Genomic DNA, 18,825 nt, shown 5'->3' on the forward strand with positions numbered 1-18,825 from the left:
GGTCGCCAGGTCTCGGGTATGCCGGGGTCTCGGGTGATGCCGGGTTGCGCGGGCGGTGGGGCCCCGGCTTCGGGGGCGGCCCGGAGGCCGGGCTACGGGGACGGTGGGGGCCGGCGGGGCGGGGTGACCCCGCTGCCGCCGCTCACGGTCATCGCCCGGTCCAGGGCCTGCAGGAAGCCGTTGACCGTCTTCCGGTCCCGTACCGCGATCCGCAGCCACTCGTCCCCGAGCCCGGGAAACGTGTCCCCGCGCCGCACCGCGAACCCGAGATCGCGAAGGGCCCGGCGAACCCCCGCGGCCCGCGGCAGCCGGACCAGGACGAAGGAGCCCTCCGCGGGCTCCACCACCCGCAGCCCGTCGGTGCAGGCGAACTCCCGCAGTCCCGCGACCAGATGGTCCCGGTCCTTCGCGATCCGCCGCGCCGCGTGCGCCGCCTCCGCGAGTGCCTGCGAGGACATGCAGACCTCGGCCGCCGCGAGCGCGGGCGTGGAGACCGGCCAGAGCGGCTGGGCGCGCTCCAGCGCGGCGATCGTCCCGGGACCGGCGAGCACGTAGCCGATCCGCAGCCCCGCGAGACCCCAGGTCTTCGTGAGGCTGCGCAGGACGACGAGTCCGGGCACGTCCGTCCGCCCGGCCAGGGACTCGCGCTCACCCGGCACCGCGTCCATGAACGCCTCGTCGACCACCAGCACCCGCCCCGGGCGGGCCAGTTCGGCGATGGACGCCGCCGGGTGCAGGACCGACGTCGGATTGGTCGGATTGCCGATCACGACGAGGTCCGCGTCCTCGGGGACGGCGGCCGCGTCGAGCCGGAAGCCGTCCTCCTCGCGCAGCAGGACCCGCCCCACCGCGTGGCCGGCGTCCCGCAGGGCGGCCTCCGGCTCCGTGAACTGCGGATGGACGACGACCGGCCGGCGTACCTCCAGAGCGCGCGCGAGCAGGACGAAGGCCTCGGCCGCGCCCGCCGTGAGCAGCACCCGCTCCACCGGCAGCCCGTGCCGCGCCGCTACCGCGGCCCGCGCGGCCCGCCCGTCCGGGTAGGCCGCGAGACCGGGCAGCGACGCGGTGATCCGGTCGAGCAGCCAAGCGGGCGGGGTGTCCGCGCGGACGTTCACGGCGAGATCGGTGAGCTTGGAACCGTCGTCGCGCACCTCGGCGTCCCCGTGGTGCCGCAGATCGTGCCCGCCCTCGGCGGCCTCTTCAGTGCGCATGGGAATGCGTGTGTCCCCCGTGATGGTGGTGACCGTGTCCGTCGTGGTGGCCGTCGTCGTCGGGGTGGAAGTGCGGCTGCTGGGGGAGCCCCACCTTGTCCTCGAAGCCGGGCAGCGCGATCCGGTAGACGCAGGAGTCGCAGTTCATCCGCAGGTCGCCCTTGACCGCCTCCCGGTAGCGCTCCATGACCAGGTCGAGCAGTTCGGGCTCGGGGCCGATGACCTCGGCGGAGCCCACCTCGACCCCCGGGTGCGCGGCGGCCCAGTCGTCCGTCTGCCGCCGTACCCGGTCCGGGAGGATGCCGGTGAACAGGAAGTAGGGCAGCACCACGATCCGGCGCGCGCCCAGCTTCACACAGCGGTCCAGGCCGGACGGCACGTCCGGCGCCGCCAGGGACACGAACGCCGTCTCGACGCCCGCGTAGCCGCGGCCCTCCCACAGCAGCCGCGCGGCCTTGTGCACCTCGGCGTTGGCGTCCGGGTCGGTGGACCCGCGGCCCACGAGCAGCACCGTCACCTCGGCCCGCCCCTCCGGGGTCCGGGCACCGCCGCCGAGAGCCTCGTCGAGGCGCCGCTCCAGCACGGCGAGCAGCGACGGATGCGGGCCCAGCGGACGCCCGTACGTGTAGGAGATGCCGGGGTGCCGCTCCTTCTCACGGGTCAGCGCCGCCGGGATGTCGCCCTTGGCGTGCCCGGCGGACACCAGCATCAGCGGCACGGCGGCGAAACGTCGTACCCCCCGCTCGACGAGTTCGGCGACCGCGTCGCCCAGCGGTGGCGGCGACAGCTCGATGAACCCTCCGGCGACGGGCAGTTCGGGATGGCGGCGCCCCAACTCCCGTACGAAGGAGCGGAAGGCCTCGGCTCCGGCCTCGTCCCGGGTGCCGTGTCCGGCGATGAGCAGGGCGGGGGGCGGGGTGGTCACGATGTCTCCTTGGCGGCCGGGACGGCCTCGGCGGTCGGCTGGGTCGTCCCGGCCCGGTCGGTCTTCGCGGACCGGTCGGCCCGAGTGGATCGCGAGGCCTGGTCGGCCCCTGGAACAGGGTGGTACAGCAGGGCGTTGAGCGCGGCGGCCGCGACCGCCGAACCGCCCTTCTCGGACACGTTGCTGACAGCGGGCAGGCCGCTCTCGCGGAGCGCGGCCTTGGACTCGGCGGCGCCGACGAAGCCGACGGGCAGCCCGATGACGAGCGCCGGACCGGCGTCGAGGCGCAGCAACTCCTCAAGGGCGGTGGGCGCGCAGCCGATCACCCACAGCGCGCCGGGCCCGACCTGCTCGTACGCGAGCCGGACCGCGTGCGCCGAACGCGTCAGTCCTGGGCCCGACTCGGCGTCCTTGAGCCGGCAGACGGTGGCGCGGCGCGTGATGCCCGCCGCGACCATCTCGACGTCCACCACGACGGGCGCCCCGGCGTGCAGCGCCGCGTGCGCCCGTATCAGGACGTCCTCGTCGGTGACGAGATCGCTCGCGTACTCCAGGTCGGCGGCGGAGTGGATCACCCGCTCCACCACCGCGCGGGTCAGCGGCGGGAAGTGCGAGGTGTCCAGGCGGGCCCGCAGCCGCCGGAAGGACTCCTGCTCGATGGGGTGCACGACCCGGCTCCCGGGGAACACCCGGCTCGTTTGGCTCACTTGGGCTCCTCCTGCCAGCGGTAGCCGCGCGGTGTCACGATGCGGCCGGCGATCTCACGGGTCGCCGTGTTGCCCACGGTCACCACCGTCATCATGTCGACGATCGCCGGATCCAGGGACCCCAGCGACGTGATCCGGCTCGACTCGTCCGGGCGGGAGGCGTTGCGCACCACACCCACCGGCGTCGTGGGCTCCCGGTGCTCCGCGAGGATCGCGAGCGCCTTGGGGAGCTGCCAGTCCCGGCCCCGGCTGCGCGGGTTGTAGAAGGTCACCACGATGTCGGCCTCGGCCGCCGCGCGCACCCGGCGCTCGATGACCTCCCACGGTGTGTGCAGGTCGGACAGACTGATCGACACATGGTCGTGGCCGAGCGGCGCGCCGAGGATCGCCCCGGCCGCGAGCGCCGCGGTCACCCCCGGCACCCCGACGACGTCGATGTCGTCGGACGCCTCGGCCAGCGCGGGCGAGGCCATCGCGTACACGCCCGCGTCGCCGCTGCCGATCAGCGCGACGGCCTGCCCGCGGCGCGCCTGCGCCACCGCCGTGCGGGCCCGCTCCTCCTCGGCGCCGAGCCCCGACTCCAGGATCAGTGTGCCGGGCCGCAGCAGATCGCGGATCTGGTCGACGTACTGGTCGAGCCCGACGAGCACGGCGGCCCGCCGCAGCTCCGCCGTCGCACGCGGGGTCAGCAGATCGCGTGCTCCGGGGCCGAGGCCCACGACCGCGAGCCGTCCGCGGCCCGGCCGGCGCACGACGGCGCAGGTCGCCATCGCGGGCTGCCCGTCCGCCCGCACCGACTTCCGCTTGGGGACGAGGAGTTCACCGCCGCCCATCAGCGCCGCCGCCTCCGCGACGGACGGGGTCCCCACGGCCGAGAGGGGCGCGTCGGACGGGTTCGGGACGGTCACCGCCGCCAGTTCCCCGGCGGTGTACGTGACGACCGGGACGCCGAACCGCTCGGCGGCCCCGACGATGCCGGGCTCCTCGGACTTGGCGTCGACGGTGGCGAGTGCGGCCACCGACCCGGCCGAGAGACCGGCCTCCCGCAGGGCGTCCTCGACGAGTCCGAGGACCTCCTCCACGGGCGCGCCCCGGGAGGCGCCGACCCCGACCACGAGGGACGGCGGGCGCAGGACGACCTCGCGCGCGGCGGCTTCACGCACGCGGTCCGAGACGCGGACGACGGCGGCCCCCGGCGCGGCCGGGCTCCCCACGTTCGGCGGCAGCGCGGGCAGCGGCCAGACCGACTCCGCCTCCAGCACCACCGGTTCGCCGTCCAGCATGGCCCGCGAGACCCCGGCGACATCCCCCTCCACCGGGAGACCCAGGGTGTCGAGACCGGGCACCCCCACCGCGTCGGTCGCCGTCGTCACCACCGGCTCGGCCCCGAGCAACTCACCCACCTCGCGGGCGAGTTCGTTCGCCCCGCCCGCGTGGCCGCCGACCAGCGAAACGGCGAACCGCCCCGCCTCGTCGACGCACACCACCCCGGGGTCCGCCCCCTTGTCGACGAGCAGCGGCGCCACGAGCCGTACCACCGCGCCCGTGGCGAGGAAGCACACCACCTGGTCGCACTCCCCGAAGGCCCGCCGCACGGCCTCCGCCACGGGTCCGTCGTACACCCGGGTACGCGTGGACCATGCCGAGGCGAGCCGGTCACGGGCCGCCGCTCCCGCCGCCGTGGCGGAAATCAGGCCGATCACTGGGGGACTCCTTCGATACGGGCCGGAGGCCGGACGCCCCACAGCACAAAGACGGGATTGGTCGCCGCGAGCCGGGACACGTCCCCCGGCAGCGGGGCGAGCCGCGACGACTGCAACAGGACGCCGTCGCAGGCGAATCCGGCGGCGGTGAGCGCGTCCCGGGCGGCCGGAACCCGGTCCAGCGAGGCCATGGCGATCACGACGGCGCGCCGGGCCCGGCGCGCGCACACCGTGACGATCGCGGGCAGTTCACGTCCGCCGCCGCCGATGAACACCGCGTCCGGATCGTCGAGTCCGGACAGCACCGCGGGCGCGGCCCCGTGCACCACCCGTACGTCGACGCCGTGCGCCGCCGCGTTGGCGAGGACGCGGTCGCAGCCGTCCCGGGTCTTCTCGACCGCGGTCACCGCGGCACCGAACCGCGCGCACTCGACGGCCACGGAACCGGAGCCCGCGCCGACGTCCCAGACCAGTTCGCCGAGCCGCGGTCCGATCCGGGCCAGTGCCAGCGCCCGTACCTCGAACTTGCTGATCATCGAGTCGCGGTGGGCGAACTCGCTCTCGTCCAGGGCCCATCGGTCGGGTCCGGCAACCGGCCCCGCGACCGTCCGCACGGGATTCAGGGTCCGCGACTCGTCCAGGCACAGCACGACACTGACCGCCGTCCCCCAGTCGCGGGCGGCGGCGTCGGCGGGCGTGACCCGTTCGACGCGCTCGCGCTCCGGGTCGCCGAGGGCGCTCGCCACGACGAGGACGCGCTCCGCGCCCCGGTGGGCGAGGGCGGCACCCAGCTCGGCGGGCCCGGACCCCGGCCCGGTCAGCACGGCCACCTTGGGCTGCGACCGGCAGACCTGGACGGCCGTACGGAGGTCACGTCCGTGCGCGCTGACCACCACCGCGTCGTCCCAGGGCAGCCCGAGCCGGGCGAACGCGGTCGCCACGGACGAGACAGCGGGGCGCACGTCCAGCCGCTCGCTCCCGAACCGGCCCGCCAGCGCCCGCACGATCCCGAAGAACCCCGGGTCGCCGGAGGCCAGCACCACGACCGGTCCGCCGTGCGCCCCGTCGTCCAGATAGCGCTCGATACGGTCGAGGGCGGGCGCCAGCGGCCCGAGCACCACCTGCTCCGCCCGCTCCGGCGGCCGGGCCACCACCAGATGCCGCCCGGCACCCACGACGAGCCCGGCCCCCGCGAGCACACCGCCCGCTTCAGGGGACAGCGGAGCGCCGGTGCCCGTACCGACGACCGTGATCACCGTGTCGCGGTCCCCGAGGACGACGGACTCTCCCGTCGGGGCGACGGACTCCTCCCGCGCGCCGACGACCTCCGCGGTCACGACGCGGGGCCCTGCGCACCGCTCCGGCGCGCGGCGCGCAGCTCGGCGCGCGCCTGCGGGTCCGCCTTGCGGAAGCCGTGGAAGTGACCGGGGTGGTAGAGGTGCGAGCGGGTGCCGCTCGCGGCGAGCGCCGGGCCCACCAGGAAGAGGGTGTGCTTCCAGAGCTTGTGCTCCTTGACGGTCTCCTCCAGCGTGCCGATCGTGCACTTCACGATCAGCTCCTCCGGCCAGGTCGCCTGGTAGGCGACCACGACGGGTGTGGTCGTCGGATAGCCGCCCTCCAGCAGCTCCCGCACGAGCTGGCCGCTGCGGGCCGCCGACAGGAACAGCGCCATCGTCGTGCCGTGCTTCGCGAACTCCCGTACGTCCTCCCCGGGCGGCATCGGCGTCTTGCCGCCGCCGAGCCGGGTCAGGATCACCGACTGCGCGACCTCGGGAATCGTCAGCTCGCGCTGCGCGATCGCGGCCACCGCGGAGAACGACGAGACCCCCGGCACGATCTCCGTCTCGATACCGAGCTCGGCGCACCGGTCGACCTGCTCCTGGGTACCGCCCCACAGGGCCGGGTCGCCCGAGTGGATCCGCGCCACCCGCAGGCCCTCGGCACGGGCCCGCCCGTACACGGCGACGACGTCCTCCAGCGACATCGTCGCGGAGTCGAGGATCTCGGCGCCCTCGCGAGCGTGGTCGAGGACCTCGGCCTGCACCAGGCTCGCCGCCCAGATCACGACATCGGCCTCGGCGATGGCGCGCGCGGCGCGGAACGTCAGCAGGTCGGCGGCGCCGGGGCCGGCACCGACGAAGGTCACTTTGCCGGTGGGGGCATCGGCCATGGGAATCGGTCCTCTCCTACGAGAAATCAGGGGTGCTGCGAAAGGTTCAGTGGGCGCGGGGCCGTCGCCCCGGGTGCGCGACCCGGGGTTGATCGGATAGCAAGGGCCTATGGCGGTCCTCGTCGCGCTCGGCGCGTTCCTGATGACGCTGGCCGGCGGCTGGACGGCGCAGCGCGTGACCGACCGCCGCCATCTGGTCCTCGGCCTGGCCGGCGGCCTGATGCTCGGCGTGGTCGGCCTCGACCTGCTGCCGGAGGCGCTGGCGGCGGCGGGCACCGAGGTGTTCGGCGTTCCGGCCGCGCTGCTCCTGTTCGTGGCCGGCTTTCTGCTGGCCCATCTGGTGGAACGCCTGCTCGCCCACCGCCAGGCCGCGCACGGCGGCGACGAGCACGACGGACGCGCGCCCGAGGTGGGCCTCACGGCGGCGGGTGCCATGGTCGGCCACAGCGCGATGGACGGCGTCGCGATCGGCGCCGCCTTCCAGGTCGGCGGCGGTATGGGCCTCGCGGTCTCGCTCGCGGTGATCGCCCACGACTTCGCGGACGGCTTCAACACGTACACGATCACGAGCCTGTACGGGAACGCCCGTCGCAAGGCCCTGCTCATGCTGTACGCGGATGCGGCGGCCCCCATGATCGGCGCCGCCTCCACCCTCTTCTTCACCATTCCCGAGCGGCTGCTCGGCGGCTACCTCGGCCTCTTCGGTGGCGTACTGCTCTACCTCGCCGCCGCCGAGATCCTCCCGGAGGCACACCACGAGCACCCCGCCCGCTCGACCCTGTTGTGCACGGTCGCGGGCGTGGCCTTCATCTGGCTGGTGGTGGGCCTCGCGGGCTGAGCCCGAGCGGCCCACCCCGCTCGCCGGGCGGACCGGGTCCGAGGGGTCCGCCCCGTTCGCCGGGCGCGCGGGGTCCGAGCGGTCCGCCGCGTTCGACGGGTGGGCGCAGGTCACAGCTTTCCGCCGCGTTTCCCGTCGCGGCGCGCGGGCGCGATGAGGGTCGAGAGGTAGGGGAGCGGCTCCCCGTCGAGCTCGCCCGCCGGGCGGATCGACTCGTCGTCGAGGCCGAGCGCGGACCCCCACACGGCGTCGTCGATCCGCCCGCTGTCCCGCAACGCCCGGGCGACCTCCGCGGCCTGCCGCCCGAACTTGTACGCGACCACGGTGCCGGGCCCGTTCAGCGCGTCCTTGAGCACGGCGGACCCCGCCGTCACCGGGACGAGCGTGAGCGGCTCGGTCCCCTCGGTGAGAACGGCCCCCGACCGCGCGGCGAGGTCCTGCATGGCGGTGATGCCGGGCACCGTCTCCACGACCGTGCCCGGGACCAGCTCCGCGATCGTGTGCGCGAGATAGGTGAACGTCGAATACACGTTGGGGTCGCCGATGGTGGCGAAGGCGACCGAGGCGTGCCGGCCGAGCAGGTCGGCCACCCGCGCGCCGGCGGCGTCCCAGGCTGCCTCGCGCCGCCCCCGGTCGCTCCGCTCGTTGAGCGCGAACACCACCCGGACGACCTTCTCCTCGGGCACGTAGTGCAGGACGGTCGCCTCGGCCCGCCCGCGCTCGCCGCCGTCCTTCCCGTCCGGCGCGGCCATCACCGGGACGACGACGACCTCCGCGGCGCGCAGGGCGTTGACACCCTTGACGGTCACCAGCTCCGGGTCGCCGGGGCCCACCCCGACCCCGATCAGCTTGCTGCTCATGACGTCAGGCACCTCTCGACGAACCGACGGGCCACACCGGGCTCGGACGCCCAGTGCGTGTGCAGATAACTCGCGTGCACACCGCGTTGCACGAAACCTTCGACGCGCCGCTCCGGGGCGCGCATCCCCCAGGCGGGAGCCGCACCGGCGCCGGGCTCCACGACCGTCCGGTGGAACTCGTGCCCGCGCATCCGGGTACCGGCCGCGGCGAGCACGCTGTCGCCGAGGGCCACGGCGTCCCGGTAGCCGAGGGTGAGCCGCTCGTCCATCCGGGCCGTGGCGTCGATCACCCCGCACATGGGCCGGCCGTCGATTTCCCGCGCCAGATACAGCAGTCCGGCGCACTCGGCCGCGACCGGTGCCCCGCCGAACGCCAGCTCGGCCACCGCCTTGCGCAGCGGCTCGTTGGCGGACAGCTCGGGCGCGTACACCTCGGGGAACCCGCCGCCGATCACCAACCCGCCGGTCCCTTCGGGAAGTTGCTCGTCCCGGAGCGGATCGAAGGTGACGACCTCGGCTCCGGCGGCGGTGAGCAGCTCGGCGTGTTCGGCGTAGGAGAAGGTGAACGCCGGGCCACCGGCCACGGCAACTCTGCGCACCCCGGCCGAAGTCCGGTCCGCCGGCCCGTCGTCCCCTCGCGGACGGGCCGGGCCGGGCCCCGGGGAGGCGGCCACGGCGGTGGAGGGGGAGAGGGGCGGCAGGGACGAGGGAGGAAGCGCCTCGGCCGCGGCCGAGGCGTGAACCCCCTCGGCTCCGGCCGGGGAACGCACCGCCTCGGCCGCGTCCCACGCGGGACCCGGCACCGCACCCGCACCGCGCGCCAGCGCGAACAGCGCGTCCAGGTCGCATCCGGCGCGCACCTGCGCGGCCATGGCGGCGACCGCCTCGACCGCTTCCGAGCGCCGTTCGGCGACCGGCACGAGTCCCAGATGGCGCGACGGCGTGTCGATCTGCGGAGCCCGCCGCAGCACGCCGAGCACCGGAACCCCGGACGCGTCCAGCGCCTCCCGGAGCATGGCCTCGTGCCGCTCGGACCCCACCTTGTTGAGGATCACCCCGGCGACCCGCACCTCGGGGTCCCAGGAGGCGAACCCGTGCACCAGCGCGGCCACCGACCGCGACTGCGAGGACGCGTCGACGACCAGCACCACCGGAGCCCGCAGCAGCTTCGCCACCTGGGCCGTGGACGCGAGTTCGCCCTCGCCCGCGGCCCCGTCGTACAGCCCCATCACGCCCTCGACGACCGCGAGATCGCACCCGCGCGCCCCGTGCGCGAACAGCGGGCCGATCAACTCGGTGCCGCACAGGTAGGAGTCGAGATTGCGTCCCACCCGCCCGGTGGCGAGCGCGTGGTACCCGGGGTCGATGTAGTCCGGCCCCACCTTGTGCGGGGACACGGCGAGCCCCCGCGAGGCGAAGGCCGCCATCAGCCCCGTGGCGACGGTCGTCTTGCCGCTGCCCGAGGAGGGCGCGGCGATGACCAGCCGGGGAACGGACGAGGTCACCACTCGATGCCCCTCTGCCCCTTCTGCCCGGCGTCCATCGGATGCTTGACCTTGGACATGTCGGTCACGAGATCGGCGAAGTCGACCAGCTTCTCAGGAGCGTTGCGCCCGGTGATCACGACGTGCTGGGTGCCCGGACGGTCCCGCAGCACCGCGAGGACCTCGTCGGTGTCGATCCACCCCCAGTGCATCGGGTACGCGAACTCGTCGAGCACGTACAGCTTGTACGTCTCGGCGGCGAGGTCGCGCTTGACCTGTTCCCAGCCCTCGCGGGCCTTCTCCTCGTTGTCCATCTGCGCGTCGCGCTGGACCCAGGACCAGCCCTCGCCCATCTTGTGCCAGTCGACGGACCCGCCCTCGCCCGAGGCGCCGAGGACCCGCAGCGCGTTCTCCTCGCCGACCTTCCACTTCGCCGACTTGACGAACTGGAACACCCCGATGGGCCACCCCTGGTTCCAGGCGCGCAGCGCGAGCCCGAACGCGGCGGTGGACTTGCCCTTGCCGATCCCCGTGTGCACGACGATCAGCGGCCGGTTACGACGCTGACGGGTCGTCAGACCGTCCTCCGGTACGACACTCGGCTGTCCCTGCGGCACTACGCGGCCCTCCTCGAAGTCCCCTGCACACCCTGCACGTCCCGGACGAGCCCGGCGATGGAATCGGCCCGCAGCGCGTCCAGGGTCACCGGCGTGCCGCCCAGTTCGCCCGCGAGCTGACCCGCGAGCCCGAGCCGTACCGGCCCCGACTCGCAGTCGACGACCACCGAGGCGACCCCGTCCGCCGCGAACAGCCGTGCCGCGCGACCGGCCGTGGCGACCGGCTCGGCCCCGCCCGTGGCCCGTCCGTCGGTCACGACGACGACCAGCGGCCGCCGGGCTGCGTCCCGCAGCCGCTCCACCCGCAGCACCTCGTGGGCCCGCAGCAGCCCGGCCGCGAGCGGCGTCCGGCCGCCCGTCGGCAGCGACTCCAGCCGGGCCGCGGCCGCGTCCACGGAGGAGGTGGGCGGCAGCGCGACCTCGGCGGCCGACCCGCGGAACGTCACCAGACCCACCTTGTCCCGCCGCTGGTACGCGTCGAGCAGCAGGGACAGCACCGCGCCCTTGACGGCGCTCATCCGCTGCCGCGCCGCCATGGAGCCGGAGGCGTCCACCACGAAGAGGACCAGGTTGCCCTCACGGCCCTCGCGCGTCGCCTGCCGCAGATCGTCCCGCCGTACCACCAGACCCCGGCCCGACCGTCCGCGTGCCCGCTGGTGCGGGGCGGCGGCCTGCACGGTCGCCGCCAGGTGCAGTTTGGTGAGGGCCCCGCGGGGCCGCCGCGATCCCGTCGTGCGTCCGTGCTCGGTCCGCGCGCGCGAACGCCGTCCGGCCGCGCCCTCGCCGAGGCCGGGAACGCTCAGCGTCTTCGTGCGGAACGGCTCGGCGGCCCGTACGGGCGACTGCTCGCCGGCGCCCTGCCCGGCCGGGGTCTGCCCGTCGTCCGACGGCTCGCCCTGCGCCGGGATGTCACCGGCGGGGGAGCCGTCGTCCGGCCCGTCCTCGGGCGGCTGCCCGCCGCCCCCGGGCCCGTCGGGATCGGGGTCCGGGTCGTCGTCCTGCGACTCCCTGTCCGAGCCGCCGAACTCCTCCAGGGTCTCGTCGAGCTTGTCCTCGTCGATGCCGGGCGCGTCGAACGGGTTGCGCCGCCGCCGGTGCGGCAGCGCCAGCAGCGCCGCCTGCCGTACGTCCTCGGCGATCACCTCGGTGCGTCCCGCCCAGGCGGCGAGCGCCGTCGCGGTCCGCGCCATCACGATGTCGGCGCGCATGCCGTCCACCTCGAAGGCCGCGCAGGTCGCCGCGATCTGCCGCAGCGGCCCGTCCCCGAGCCGCACGGAGGGCAGCAGCGCCCGGGCCGCCACGATCCGGGCCCGCACGGCGGCCTCCTCGTCGGCCCAGCGCGCCGCGAAGCCGGCCGGGTCGTCGTCGTAGGCCAGCCGCCGCCGCACCACCTCGACCCGCCGGTCGGGCTCGCGCGAGGCCGCGACCTCGACGGTCAGTCCGAACCGGTCGAGCAACTGCGGCCGCAGTTCGCCCTCTTCGGGGTTCATCGTCCCGACGAGCAGGAACCGGGCGGCATGCCGTACGGAGACACCCTCGCGCTCGACGTAGGAGGCGCCCATCGCCGCCGCGTCCAGCAGCAGGTCGACCAAGTGGTCGTGCAGCAGGTTGACTTCGTCGACGTAGAGGATGCCGCGGTGGGCGTCGGCGAGCAGGCCCGGCTCGAAGGACTTCACTCCCTCGGCGAGCGCCCGCTCGATGTCGAGCGCTCCCACCAGCCGGTCCTCGGAGGCCCCCACGGGCAACTCGACCATGCGGGCCGGGCGGTGTGTGCCGGCCGCCGCCTCGTGCGGGCCGTCCGGGCACGCCGGGTCGGGAGCCGCGGGGTCGCACGAGAAACGGCACCCGGGGACGACGGCGACCTCGGGCAGCAGCGCCGAAAGGGCGCGCACCGCCGTCGACTTGGCGGTGCCCTTCTCGCCGCGCACGAGGACTCCGCCGACCGCCGGACTGACAGCGTTCAGCAGCAGCGCGAGCCGCAGGTCGTCCTGGCCGACCACCGCCGTGAACGGGAACGGGGTACTCACTGGTCGTCGCCCTCCAAGTCGCCTTCGAGCTCCAGATAGGTGGCGCGCAGCCGTTCCAGCGTCTCCGCGTCCGGCTCCGCCCACAGCCCGCGGTCGGCCGCCTCCAGCAGCCGCTCCGTGATGCCGCGCAGGGCCCACGGGTTGGACTTCTTCATGAAGTCCCGGTTCTCCGCGTCGAAGACGTACTCCGCGCTCAGCTTCTCGTACATCCAGTCGTCCACGACCCCGGCCGTGGCGTCGTAGCCGAAGAGGTAGTCGACGGTCGCCGCCATCTCGAAGGCGCCCTTGTAGCCGTGCCGGCGCATCGCGGCCATCCAGCGCGGGTTGACCACCCGGGCGCGGAAGACCCGGTGCGTCTCCTCGCCCAGGGTGCGGGTCTTCACCTGGTCGGGCACGGCCGAGTCACCGACGTACGCCTCGGGGCTGGCGCCCGTCAGATGGCGGACCATCGCGACCATGCCGCCGTGGTACTGGAAGTAGTCGTCGGCGTCGACGAGGTCGTGCTCGCGGGTGTCGACGTTCTTCGCCGCGACCGCGATGCGCCTGAACGCGGTCTCCATGTCGCCGCGCGCCGCCCGCCCGTCGAGCCCGCGCCCGTAGGCGTAGCCGCCCCACACCGCGTACACCTCGGCGAGGTCGGCGTCCGAGCGCCAGTTGCGGGCGTCGATCAGCGGGAGCAGACCCGCGCCGTACGCGCCCGGCTTGGAGCCGAAGATACGGGCGGTCGCGCGCCGCCGGTCGCCGTGCTCGGCGGTGTCCTCGTCGGCGTGCTTGCGCACGTAGTTCCGGTCGGCGGGCTCGTCCAGCTCGGCGACCGCGCGCACCGCGTCGTCGAGCAGACCCACGACGTGCGGGAACGCGTCCCGGAAGAAGCCCGAGATGCGGACCGTGACGTCGATGCGCGGGCGGCCGAGCTCGTCGAGCGGGACGATCTCGAAGCCGGTCACGCGCCGCGACGCGTCGTCCCACGCCGGGCGGCAGCCCAGCAGCGCGAGGATCTCCGCGATGTCGTCGCCCTGGGTGCGCATCGCGGACGTGCCCCAGACCGTCAGTCCGACGGACGTCGGGTACGCGCCGGTGTCCTGGAGGTAGCGCTGCACGAGCGAGTCCGCGAGGGACTGGCCGACCTCCCAACTGAGCCGGGACGGGATGGCCTTGGGGTCGACCGAGTAGAAGTTGCGGCCGGTCGGCAGGACGTTGACGAGCCCGCGCGTCGGCGAACCGGACGGCCCCGCCGGGACGTAACCGCCGTTCAGCGCCTTGAGGATGTGCCCGATCTCGTCCGTCGTCCGGGCGAGCCGCGGTACGACCTCGCGGCAGGCGAACTCCAGCACCGCGACGGCGTCGGGGAGTTCGGTGCCCAGTACCTCGCGCACGAGCGCCGGGACGGCGGCCGGGTCCCAGCCGCGCTCCTCCAGGCCCAGCGCCGCCCGGCGGCACAACTGCTCCAGCAGGTCGATCGCGTCGGCGGCCGTACGGGCCGGGCCCTCGACCAGGTCCGTCAGTTCGACGGGCGCCTTCACCGGAGCGCCCGGCTCGGCGAGCAACTCCTTCTCCACCAGGCCGAAGTGCTCGGCGAGCGCGGCGCGCAGACCGGGCAGCGCGTTCGCCGTGCCGCCCCACACCTGCGAGGCGCGCAGCACGGCGAGCACGAGGTTCACCCGCGGCTCGGCCTCCGGACCGCCGCCCAGGATGTGCAGTCCGTCGCGGATCTGCACGTCCTTGATCTCGCAGAGATAGCCGTCGATGTGCATGACGAAGGAGTCGAAGTCGCCGTCGTCCGGCTGCTCGTCGACGTGCAGGTCGTGGTGGAGCTCGGCCGCCTTGACCAGCGTCCAGATCTGCGCGCGGACCGCCGGGGCCTTCGTCGGGTCCAGGTCGGAGACCAGCGCGTACTCGTCGAGGAGCTGCTCCAGCTTCGCGAGGTCGCCGTAGGTGTCGGCCCGGGCCATCGGCGGTACGAGGTGGTCGACGACGGTGGCGTGCCCGCGCCGCTTGGCCTGGGTGCCCTCACCGGGGTCGTTGACGATGAACGGGTAGACCAGGGGGAGTTCGCCGAGGACGGCGTCGGGGGCGCAGCCGCCGCTGAGCCCGAGCCCCTTGCCTGGCAGCCACTCCATCGTGCCGTGCTTGCCCATGTGCACGACGGCGTCCGCGCCGAAACTGTTCTCCAGCCAGCGGTAGGCCGCCATGTAGTGGTGCGACGGCGGCATGTCCGGGTCGTGGTAGATCGCGATCGGGTTCTCGCCGAAGCCGCGCGGCGGCTGGATCATCACGACGACGTTCCCGAACTCCAGGCACGCCAGCACGATGTCGTCGCCGTCGGTGTAGAGGGAACCCGGCGGCTCGCCCCAGGCCTCCAGCATGCCCGCGCGCAGGTCGGGGTCGAGCGTGTCGAACCAGGCCCGGTAGTCGGCGAGCGGCACGCGCGCCGGGGCGGCGGCGAGCTGTTCCTCGGTCAGCCACTCGACGTCGTGGCCGCCGGCCGCGATGAGCCGGTGGATCAACTCGTCGCCGTTGTCCGGGTATTCGGTGAGGCTGTAGCCGGCGTCGCGCAGCGCGTCGAGCACCCGCACCGCCGAGGCGGGGGTGTCGAGGCCGACCGCGTTGCCGACCCGCGAGTGCTTGGTCGGATAGGCGGTGAAGACGATCCCGAGCTTCTTCTCCGCGTTCGGCTTGTGCTTCAACAGCGCGTGCCGCAGGGCGATTCCGGCGACCCGGGCGGCCCGCTCGGGGTCGGCTACGTAGACCGGGACGTCGTCCGGGCCCTGCTCCTTGAAGGAGAACGGCACGGTGACGATCCGGCCGTCGAACTCCGGGATCGCGACCTGCATCGCCGCGTCCATGGGGGACAGCGCCGCGTCCGACGCCTCCCAGGCGCTCTTCGACGAGGTCAGGCAGAGGCCCTGGAGCACCGGGATGTCGAGGTCGGCGAGCGCTCCGATGTCCCAGGCCTCCTCGTCGCCGCCCGCGGACGCCTCGGAGGCGTGGGTGCCGCCCGCCGCGAGGACGGTGGCGACCAGGGTGTCGGCCCGGCCGAGGATCTCGTAGAGGGCCGGGTCGGCTCCGCGCAGTGAACCGCAGTACACGGGAAGGGCGTTGGCGCCGCGCGCCTCGATCGCCTCGCACAGCGTGTCGACGAACGCGGTGTTCCCGGACAGCTCGTGCGCCCGGTAGAACAGCACACCGACGGTCGGCCGGCCCTCGACGAACTCACGCTCGCCGCGGACACCGAACTCGGCTGTCCTGTGCGGCTCTTCGAAACCCTCACCCGTCAGCAGCACGGTGTCGGAGAGGAACCGGGCCAGCTCGGCGAGGTTGGCGGGGCCGCCCTCGACGAGATAGCGCAGCGCCTCCGCCACCACGCCCGCGGGCACCGACGACTCGGCCATCAGCTCGGCGTCCGGGACGGACTCGCCGCCGAGCAGCACGGTCGGGATGCCGGACGCCTTCAGGAAGGCCAGCCCGTCCTCCCAGGCCCGCTTGCCGCCGAGCAGCCGTACGACGGCGACGTCCGCGCCCTCGACGAGCGCGGCGAGTCCGTCCGCGACGTCCACCCGGGTCGGATTGCCGATCCGGTAGGCGGCGCCACTGGCACGGGCCGCCAGCAGGTCCGTGTCGGCGGTCGACAACAACAACACTGTGCTCATGCGGGTGCTCCCGGTGGAATGAAGGGCAGTCCTTGCGGCGCGCCGGACTCGATGAGCCGCCACAGCGCGTCCGTGTCCGCGTGTTCCTCGATCAGGTCGCCGAGCCGGTCCAGCTGCTCCTCGCGCAGCGCCGCGAACGACGTGTCGGCCGCCGGTACGAAGCGGCGGCCCGCGGAGGCGGCCACCTCGCGCAGGAAGGCCCGCCGGAAACCGTCCGACTCCAGTGAGCCGTGCCAGTGCGTGCCCCAGACGGAGCCGACGCGGCACCCGTCCAGGCCGTGTCCACGGTCATCGGAGATGAACGCCTCGCCGCCGGTCACTTCGGCGACGCCGTGGTGGATCTCGTACCCCTCGACCTGCTCGCCGAGGGCCTCGCCGACCGGCCGCGTCAGCGTCTTCTCCCGCGCGAACCGCACGCGTACGGGGAGGAGTCCGAGCCCGTCGACCCGACCGGCGCGCGACTCGACCTCGTCCTCGATGTGCTGTCCGAGGAGCTGGTAGCCGCCGCAGATGCCGAGCACGGGACGGCCCTCGGCGGCCCGGCGCGCGATCGCGTCCGCGAGGCCGCGCTCACGCAGCCATGCCAGTGCCTTCACCGTGCCCCGGGTCCCGGGCACGATGACGAGATCCGCGTCGGCCAGTTCCTCGGCCCGGTCCACGAACCGCACGACGACGCCCGGTTCGGCGGCCAGCGCGTCCACGTCGGTGAAGTTGGACATCAGCGGGACCGCGCAGACGGCGACCCGCAGGATGTCCGCGCCGACGGGGGAGGAGACGGTGGACTCGCGGACGGCCCCGCGCAGCGAGACCCTCAGCCCGTCCTCCTCGTCGATGCCCAGACCGTGCTGGAAGGGCAGCACACCGTAGGTGCGGCGCCCGGTGAGGCCGTGCAGCATGTCGAGGCCGGGCTCCAGCAGGCCGACGTCCCCGCGGAACTTGTTGACGAGGAACCCGGCGACGAGCGCCTGGTCCTCGGGCGACAGCAGGGCGACCGTCCCGAAGAACGAGGCGAACACACCGCCCCGGTCGATGTCGCCGACGACGAGCACGGGGAGCCCCGCGTTCCGCGCCACCCCCATGTTCACGATGTCGGTGCGCCGCAGATTGATCTCGGCCGGGCTGCCGGCCCCCTCACAGATCACCGCGTCATACGTGCCCCGCAACTGGGCGAGACAGTCGAGGACCGTCCCGAGGAGTGCTTCCTGGCGTCCTCCGCGCAGCCTTTCGCCGGGTGCCCCGGCGCCCGGCAGCGGCTCCCCGGCGGGTCCGGACGTCCCGAAGAACCCGCGCGCGCTCATCTCGCCCACCGGCCTGCCCATCAGGACGACCTGACTGCTGCGGTCGCTGCCCGGCTTGAGCAGCACGGGATTCATCAGCGCGGTCGGCTCCACGCGGGCGGCCTGCGCCTGCATGGCCTGCGCCCGCCCGATCTCGGCGCCCTCGCGCGTCACGAACGAGTTCAGGGACATGTTCTGCGCCTTGAAGGGCGCGACCTTGACGCCCTGGCGCACCAGCCACCGGCAGATCCCGGCGGTCACGACACTCTTTCCTGCGTCCGAGGTGGTCCCGGCGATCAGCAGCCCCCCGCTCATGCGGTGCGCCCCTTCCTGGTGAGCAGGACCGTGAGCAGCACCCGTCCGGCGGCGCTCACGCCGAGCGCGAGCCGGCCGACGCGCCGGGACAGCCGTACGGCCCGCTCGATGTCGTGGGTGTGGACGGCGCGCCCCGCTTCGTTGAGCACGGGCCGGTGCTCGACGCGTCCCCCGTACGAGAGGGTGCCGCCGAGCCGGACGCCGAGCGCGCCCGCGAAGGAGGCCTCCACGGGCCCGGCGTTGGGGCTCGGATGCCTGCAGGCGTCCGCGCGCCAGGCGCGCACGGCGCCCCGCGGGTCGGACCCGGCCACGGCCGCGAGGACGGCGGTGAGCCGGGCTCCGGGCCAGCCGGCGACGTCGTCGAGCCGGGCGGAGGCCCAGCCGTAGCGCCGGTACCGCGAGGACTTGTGCCCGACCATGGCGTCGAGCGTGTTCACGGCGCGGAAGGCGACGAGTCCGGGCACACCGGCGACGGCGCCCCAGACCAGGGCGCCGACGACGGCGTCGGAGGTGTTCTCGGCGACGGACTCGACGACGGCCCGCGCGATCCCGTCGGCGTCCAGCGCCTGCGGATCGCGGCCGCACAGACGCGGCAGCAGCTCCCGGGCGGTGTCGAGGTCACCGGCCGCGAGCGCGCCGCCGACCGCCCGCGCCTCCCGGCCGAGGGAGGTGCCTCCGACGACGGTCCAGGTGGCTGCGGCGGTCAGGGCGACGGAGGCGGCAGGCGAGGCGCGTACGGTACGGCTCGCGAGCGTGGCGAGTGCGGTGGCACCGCCCACGCAGACGGCCGTGTGCAGGGCGCCCCACCCGCGGTGGTCCCGCCACAGGGTCCGCTCGACGGCCGCGGCGGCCCGCCCGAACACGGCGACCGGATGCCCCCGGCGGGGATCGCCGAGCAGCAGGTCGCCGAGAAGGCCGGCGGCGGCGCCGTACGCGAAGACGCGATCGGCTCGCACGGGGTCAGCCCGCGGTCTGGTGGAGTGGAACCCTCGTACTCAGCGGAACGGGCAACGGGCAGCCGCGCATGGCGATATGTCCTCA

General features: G+C 74.4%; 14 protein-coding genes. 1 reads left to right on the forward strand and 13 read right to left on the reverse strand.

Going from position 1 to position 18,825, the window contains the following annotated elements:
- Positions 1 to 92: 92 nt before the first annotated feature.
- The 6 genes from cobC to cobM all read right to left on the reverse strand — a co-directional run bounded on the left by cobC (position 93) and on the right by cobM (position 6,716).
- The gene (gene cobC / locus OHT01_RS30220) at positions 93 to 1,211 is read right to left on the reverse strand and encodes an Rv2231c family pyridoxal phosphate-dependent protein CobC (protein ID WP_328556265.1); all 1,119 of its coding nucleotides are present in this window, start codon (positions 1,209 to 1,211) and stop codon (positions 93 to 95) included.
- A complete protein-coding gene (locus OHT01_RS30225; protein ID WP_328556266.1) occupies positions 1,201 to 2,136 on the reverse strand; it encodes a sirohydrochlorin chelatase in 936 nt (311 codons plus the stop codon). The genes cobC and OHT01_RS30225 overlap by 11 nt, the downstream gene beginning before the upstream one ends.
- Positions 2,133 to 2,843, reverse strand: a complete 711-nt coding sequence (locus tag OHT01_RS30230; protein WP_443043467.1) for a precorrin-8X methylmutase — start codon at positions 2,841 to 2,843, stop codon at positions 2,133 to 2,135. Before OHT01_RS30230 ends, OHT01_RS30225 begins: the two co-directional genes overlap by 4 nt.
- The gene (gene cobJ, locus OHT01_RS30235; protein ID WP_328556267.1) at positions 2,840 to 4,546 is read right to left on the reverse strand and encodes a precorrin-3B C(17)-methyltransferase; all 1,707 of its coding nucleotides are present in this window, start codon (positions 4,544 to 4,546) and stop codon (positions 2,840 to 2,842) included. Before cobJ ends, OHT01_RS30230 begins: the two co-directional genes overlap by 4 nt.
- Positions 4,543 to 5,802: a precorrin-6y C5,15-methyltransferase (decarboxylating) subunit CbiE gene (gene cbiE / locus OHT01_RS30240; RefSeq protein WP_328558325.1), complete on the reverse strand. Its 1,260-nt coding sequence runs from the start codon at positions 5,800 to 5,802 to the stop codon at positions 4,543 to 4,545. The genes cobJ and cbiE overlap by 4 nt, the downstream gene beginning before the upstream one ends.
- A gap of 77 nt (positions 5,803 to 5,879) precedes the next feature.
- The gene (gene cobM / locus OHT01_RS30245; RefSeq protein WP_328556268.1) at positions 5,880 to 6,716 is read right to left on the reverse strand and encodes a precorrin-4 C(11)-methyltransferase; all 837 of its coding nucleotides are present in this window, start codon (positions 6,714 to 6,716) and stop codon (positions 5,880 to 5,882) included.
- A 109-nt stretch (positions 6,717 to 6,825) separates the two neighbouring features.
- On the opposite strand from cobM, the gene OHT01_RS30250 reads away from it, so the two are divergent.
- Entirely contained in the window at positions 6,826 to 7,554 is a 729-nt protein-coding gene (locus OHT01_RS30250; protein ID WP_328556269.1) for a ZIP family metal transporter, read from the forward strand.
- A 110-nt stretch (positions 7,555 to 7,664) separates the two neighbouring features.
- Here OHT01_RS30250 and cobI read toward each other — a convergent pair whose 3' ends face one another.
- The 7 genes from cobI to OHT01_RS30285 are packed head-to-tail and all read right to left on the reverse strand — an operon-like array spanning position 7,665 to position 18,740.
- Positions 7,665 to 8,414, reverse strand: coding sequence for a precorrin-2 C(20)-methyltransferase (gene cobI, locus OHT01_RS30255; RefSeq protein ID WP_328556270.1), 750 nt, complete (start codon positions 8,412 to 8,414; stop codon positions 7,665 to 7,667).
- The gene (locus OHT01_RS30260; protein ID WP_328556271.1) at positions 8,411 to 9,919 is read right to left on the reverse strand and encodes a cobyrinate a,c-diamide synthase; all 1,509 of its coding nucleotides are present in this window, start codon (positions 9,917 to 9,919) and stop codon (positions 8,411 to 8,413) included. Before OHT01_RS30260 ends, cobI begins: the two co-directional genes overlap by 4 nt.
- A complete protein-coding gene (gene cobO / locus OHT01_RS30265; protein WP_328556272.1) occupies positions 9,916 to 10,515 on the reverse strand; it encodes a cob(I)yrinic acid a,c-diamide adenosyltransferase in 600 nt (199 codons plus the stop codon). Before cobO ends, OHT01_RS30260 begins: the two co-directional genes overlap by 4 nt.
- Entirely contained in the window at positions 10,515 to 12,542 is a 2,028-nt protein-coding gene (locus tag OHT01_RS30270; RefSeq protein WP_328556273.1) for a putative cobaltochelatase, read from the reverse strand. The genes cobO and OHT01_RS30270 overlap by 1 nt, the downstream gene beginning before the upstream one ends.
- Positions 12,539 to 16,192 carry a cobaltochelatase subunit CobN gene (cobN, locus tag OHT01_RS30275; RefSeq protein ID WP_328556274.1) on the reverse strand — a complete coding sequence of 1,218 codons (3,654 nt, stop codon included), beginning with the start codon at positions 16,190 to 16,192 and terminating at the stop codon, positions 12,539 to 12,541. Before cobN ends, OHT01_RS30270 begins: the two co-directional genes overlap by 4 nt.
- Entirely contained in the window at positions 16,189 to 17,784 is a 1,596-nt protein-coding gene (locus OHT01_RS30280; RefSeq protein ID WP_328556275.1) for a cobyric acid synthase, read from the reverse strand. The genes cobN and OHT01_RS30280 overlap by 4 nt, the downstream gene beginning before the upstream one ends.
- Positions 17,781 to 18,740, reverse strand: coding sequence for a cobalamin biosynthesis protein (locus tag OHT01_RS30285; protein WP_328556276.1), 960 nt, complete (start codon positions 18,738 to 18,740; stop codon positions 17,781 to 17,783). Before OHT01_RS30285 ends, OHT01_RS30280 begins: the two co-directional genes overlap by 4 nt.
- Between the last annotated feature and the right edge of the window lie 85 nt (positions 18,741 to 18,825).

Origin of the sequence: Streptomyces sp. NBC_00358 (assembly GCF_036099295.1) — a bacterium.
Lineage (GTDB): Bacteria > Actinomycetota > Actinomycetes > Streptomycetales > Streptomycetaceae > Streptomyces.

Excerpts from the sequence above, each read along its gene's own strand:
- cobN (WP_328556274.1), bottom strand. The coding sequence starts at position 16,192 with ATGAGCACAGTGTTGTTGTTGTCGACCGCCGACACGGACCTGCTGGCG.
- cobI (WP_328556270.1), bottom strand. The coding sequence starts at position 8,414 with ATGAGCAGCAAGCTGATCGGGGTCGGGGTGGGCCCCGGCGACCCGGAG.
- OHT01_RS30250 (WP_328556269.1), top strand. The coding sequence starts at position 6,826 with ATGGCGGTCCTCGTCGCGCTCGGCGCGTTCCTGATGACGCTGGCCGGC.
- cobM (WP_328556268.1), bottom strand. The coding sequence starts at position 6,716 with ATGGCCGATGCCCCCACCGGCAAAGTGACCTTCGTCGGTGCCGGCCCC.
- OHT01_RS30280 (WP_328556275.1), bottom strand. The coding sequence starts at position 17,784 with ATGAGCGGGGGGCTGCTGATCGCCGGGACCACCTCGGACGCAGGAAAG.
- cobC (WP_328556265.1), bottom strand. The coding sequence starts at position 1,211 with ATGCGCACTGAAGAGGCCGCCGAGGGCGGGCACGATCTGCGGCACCAC.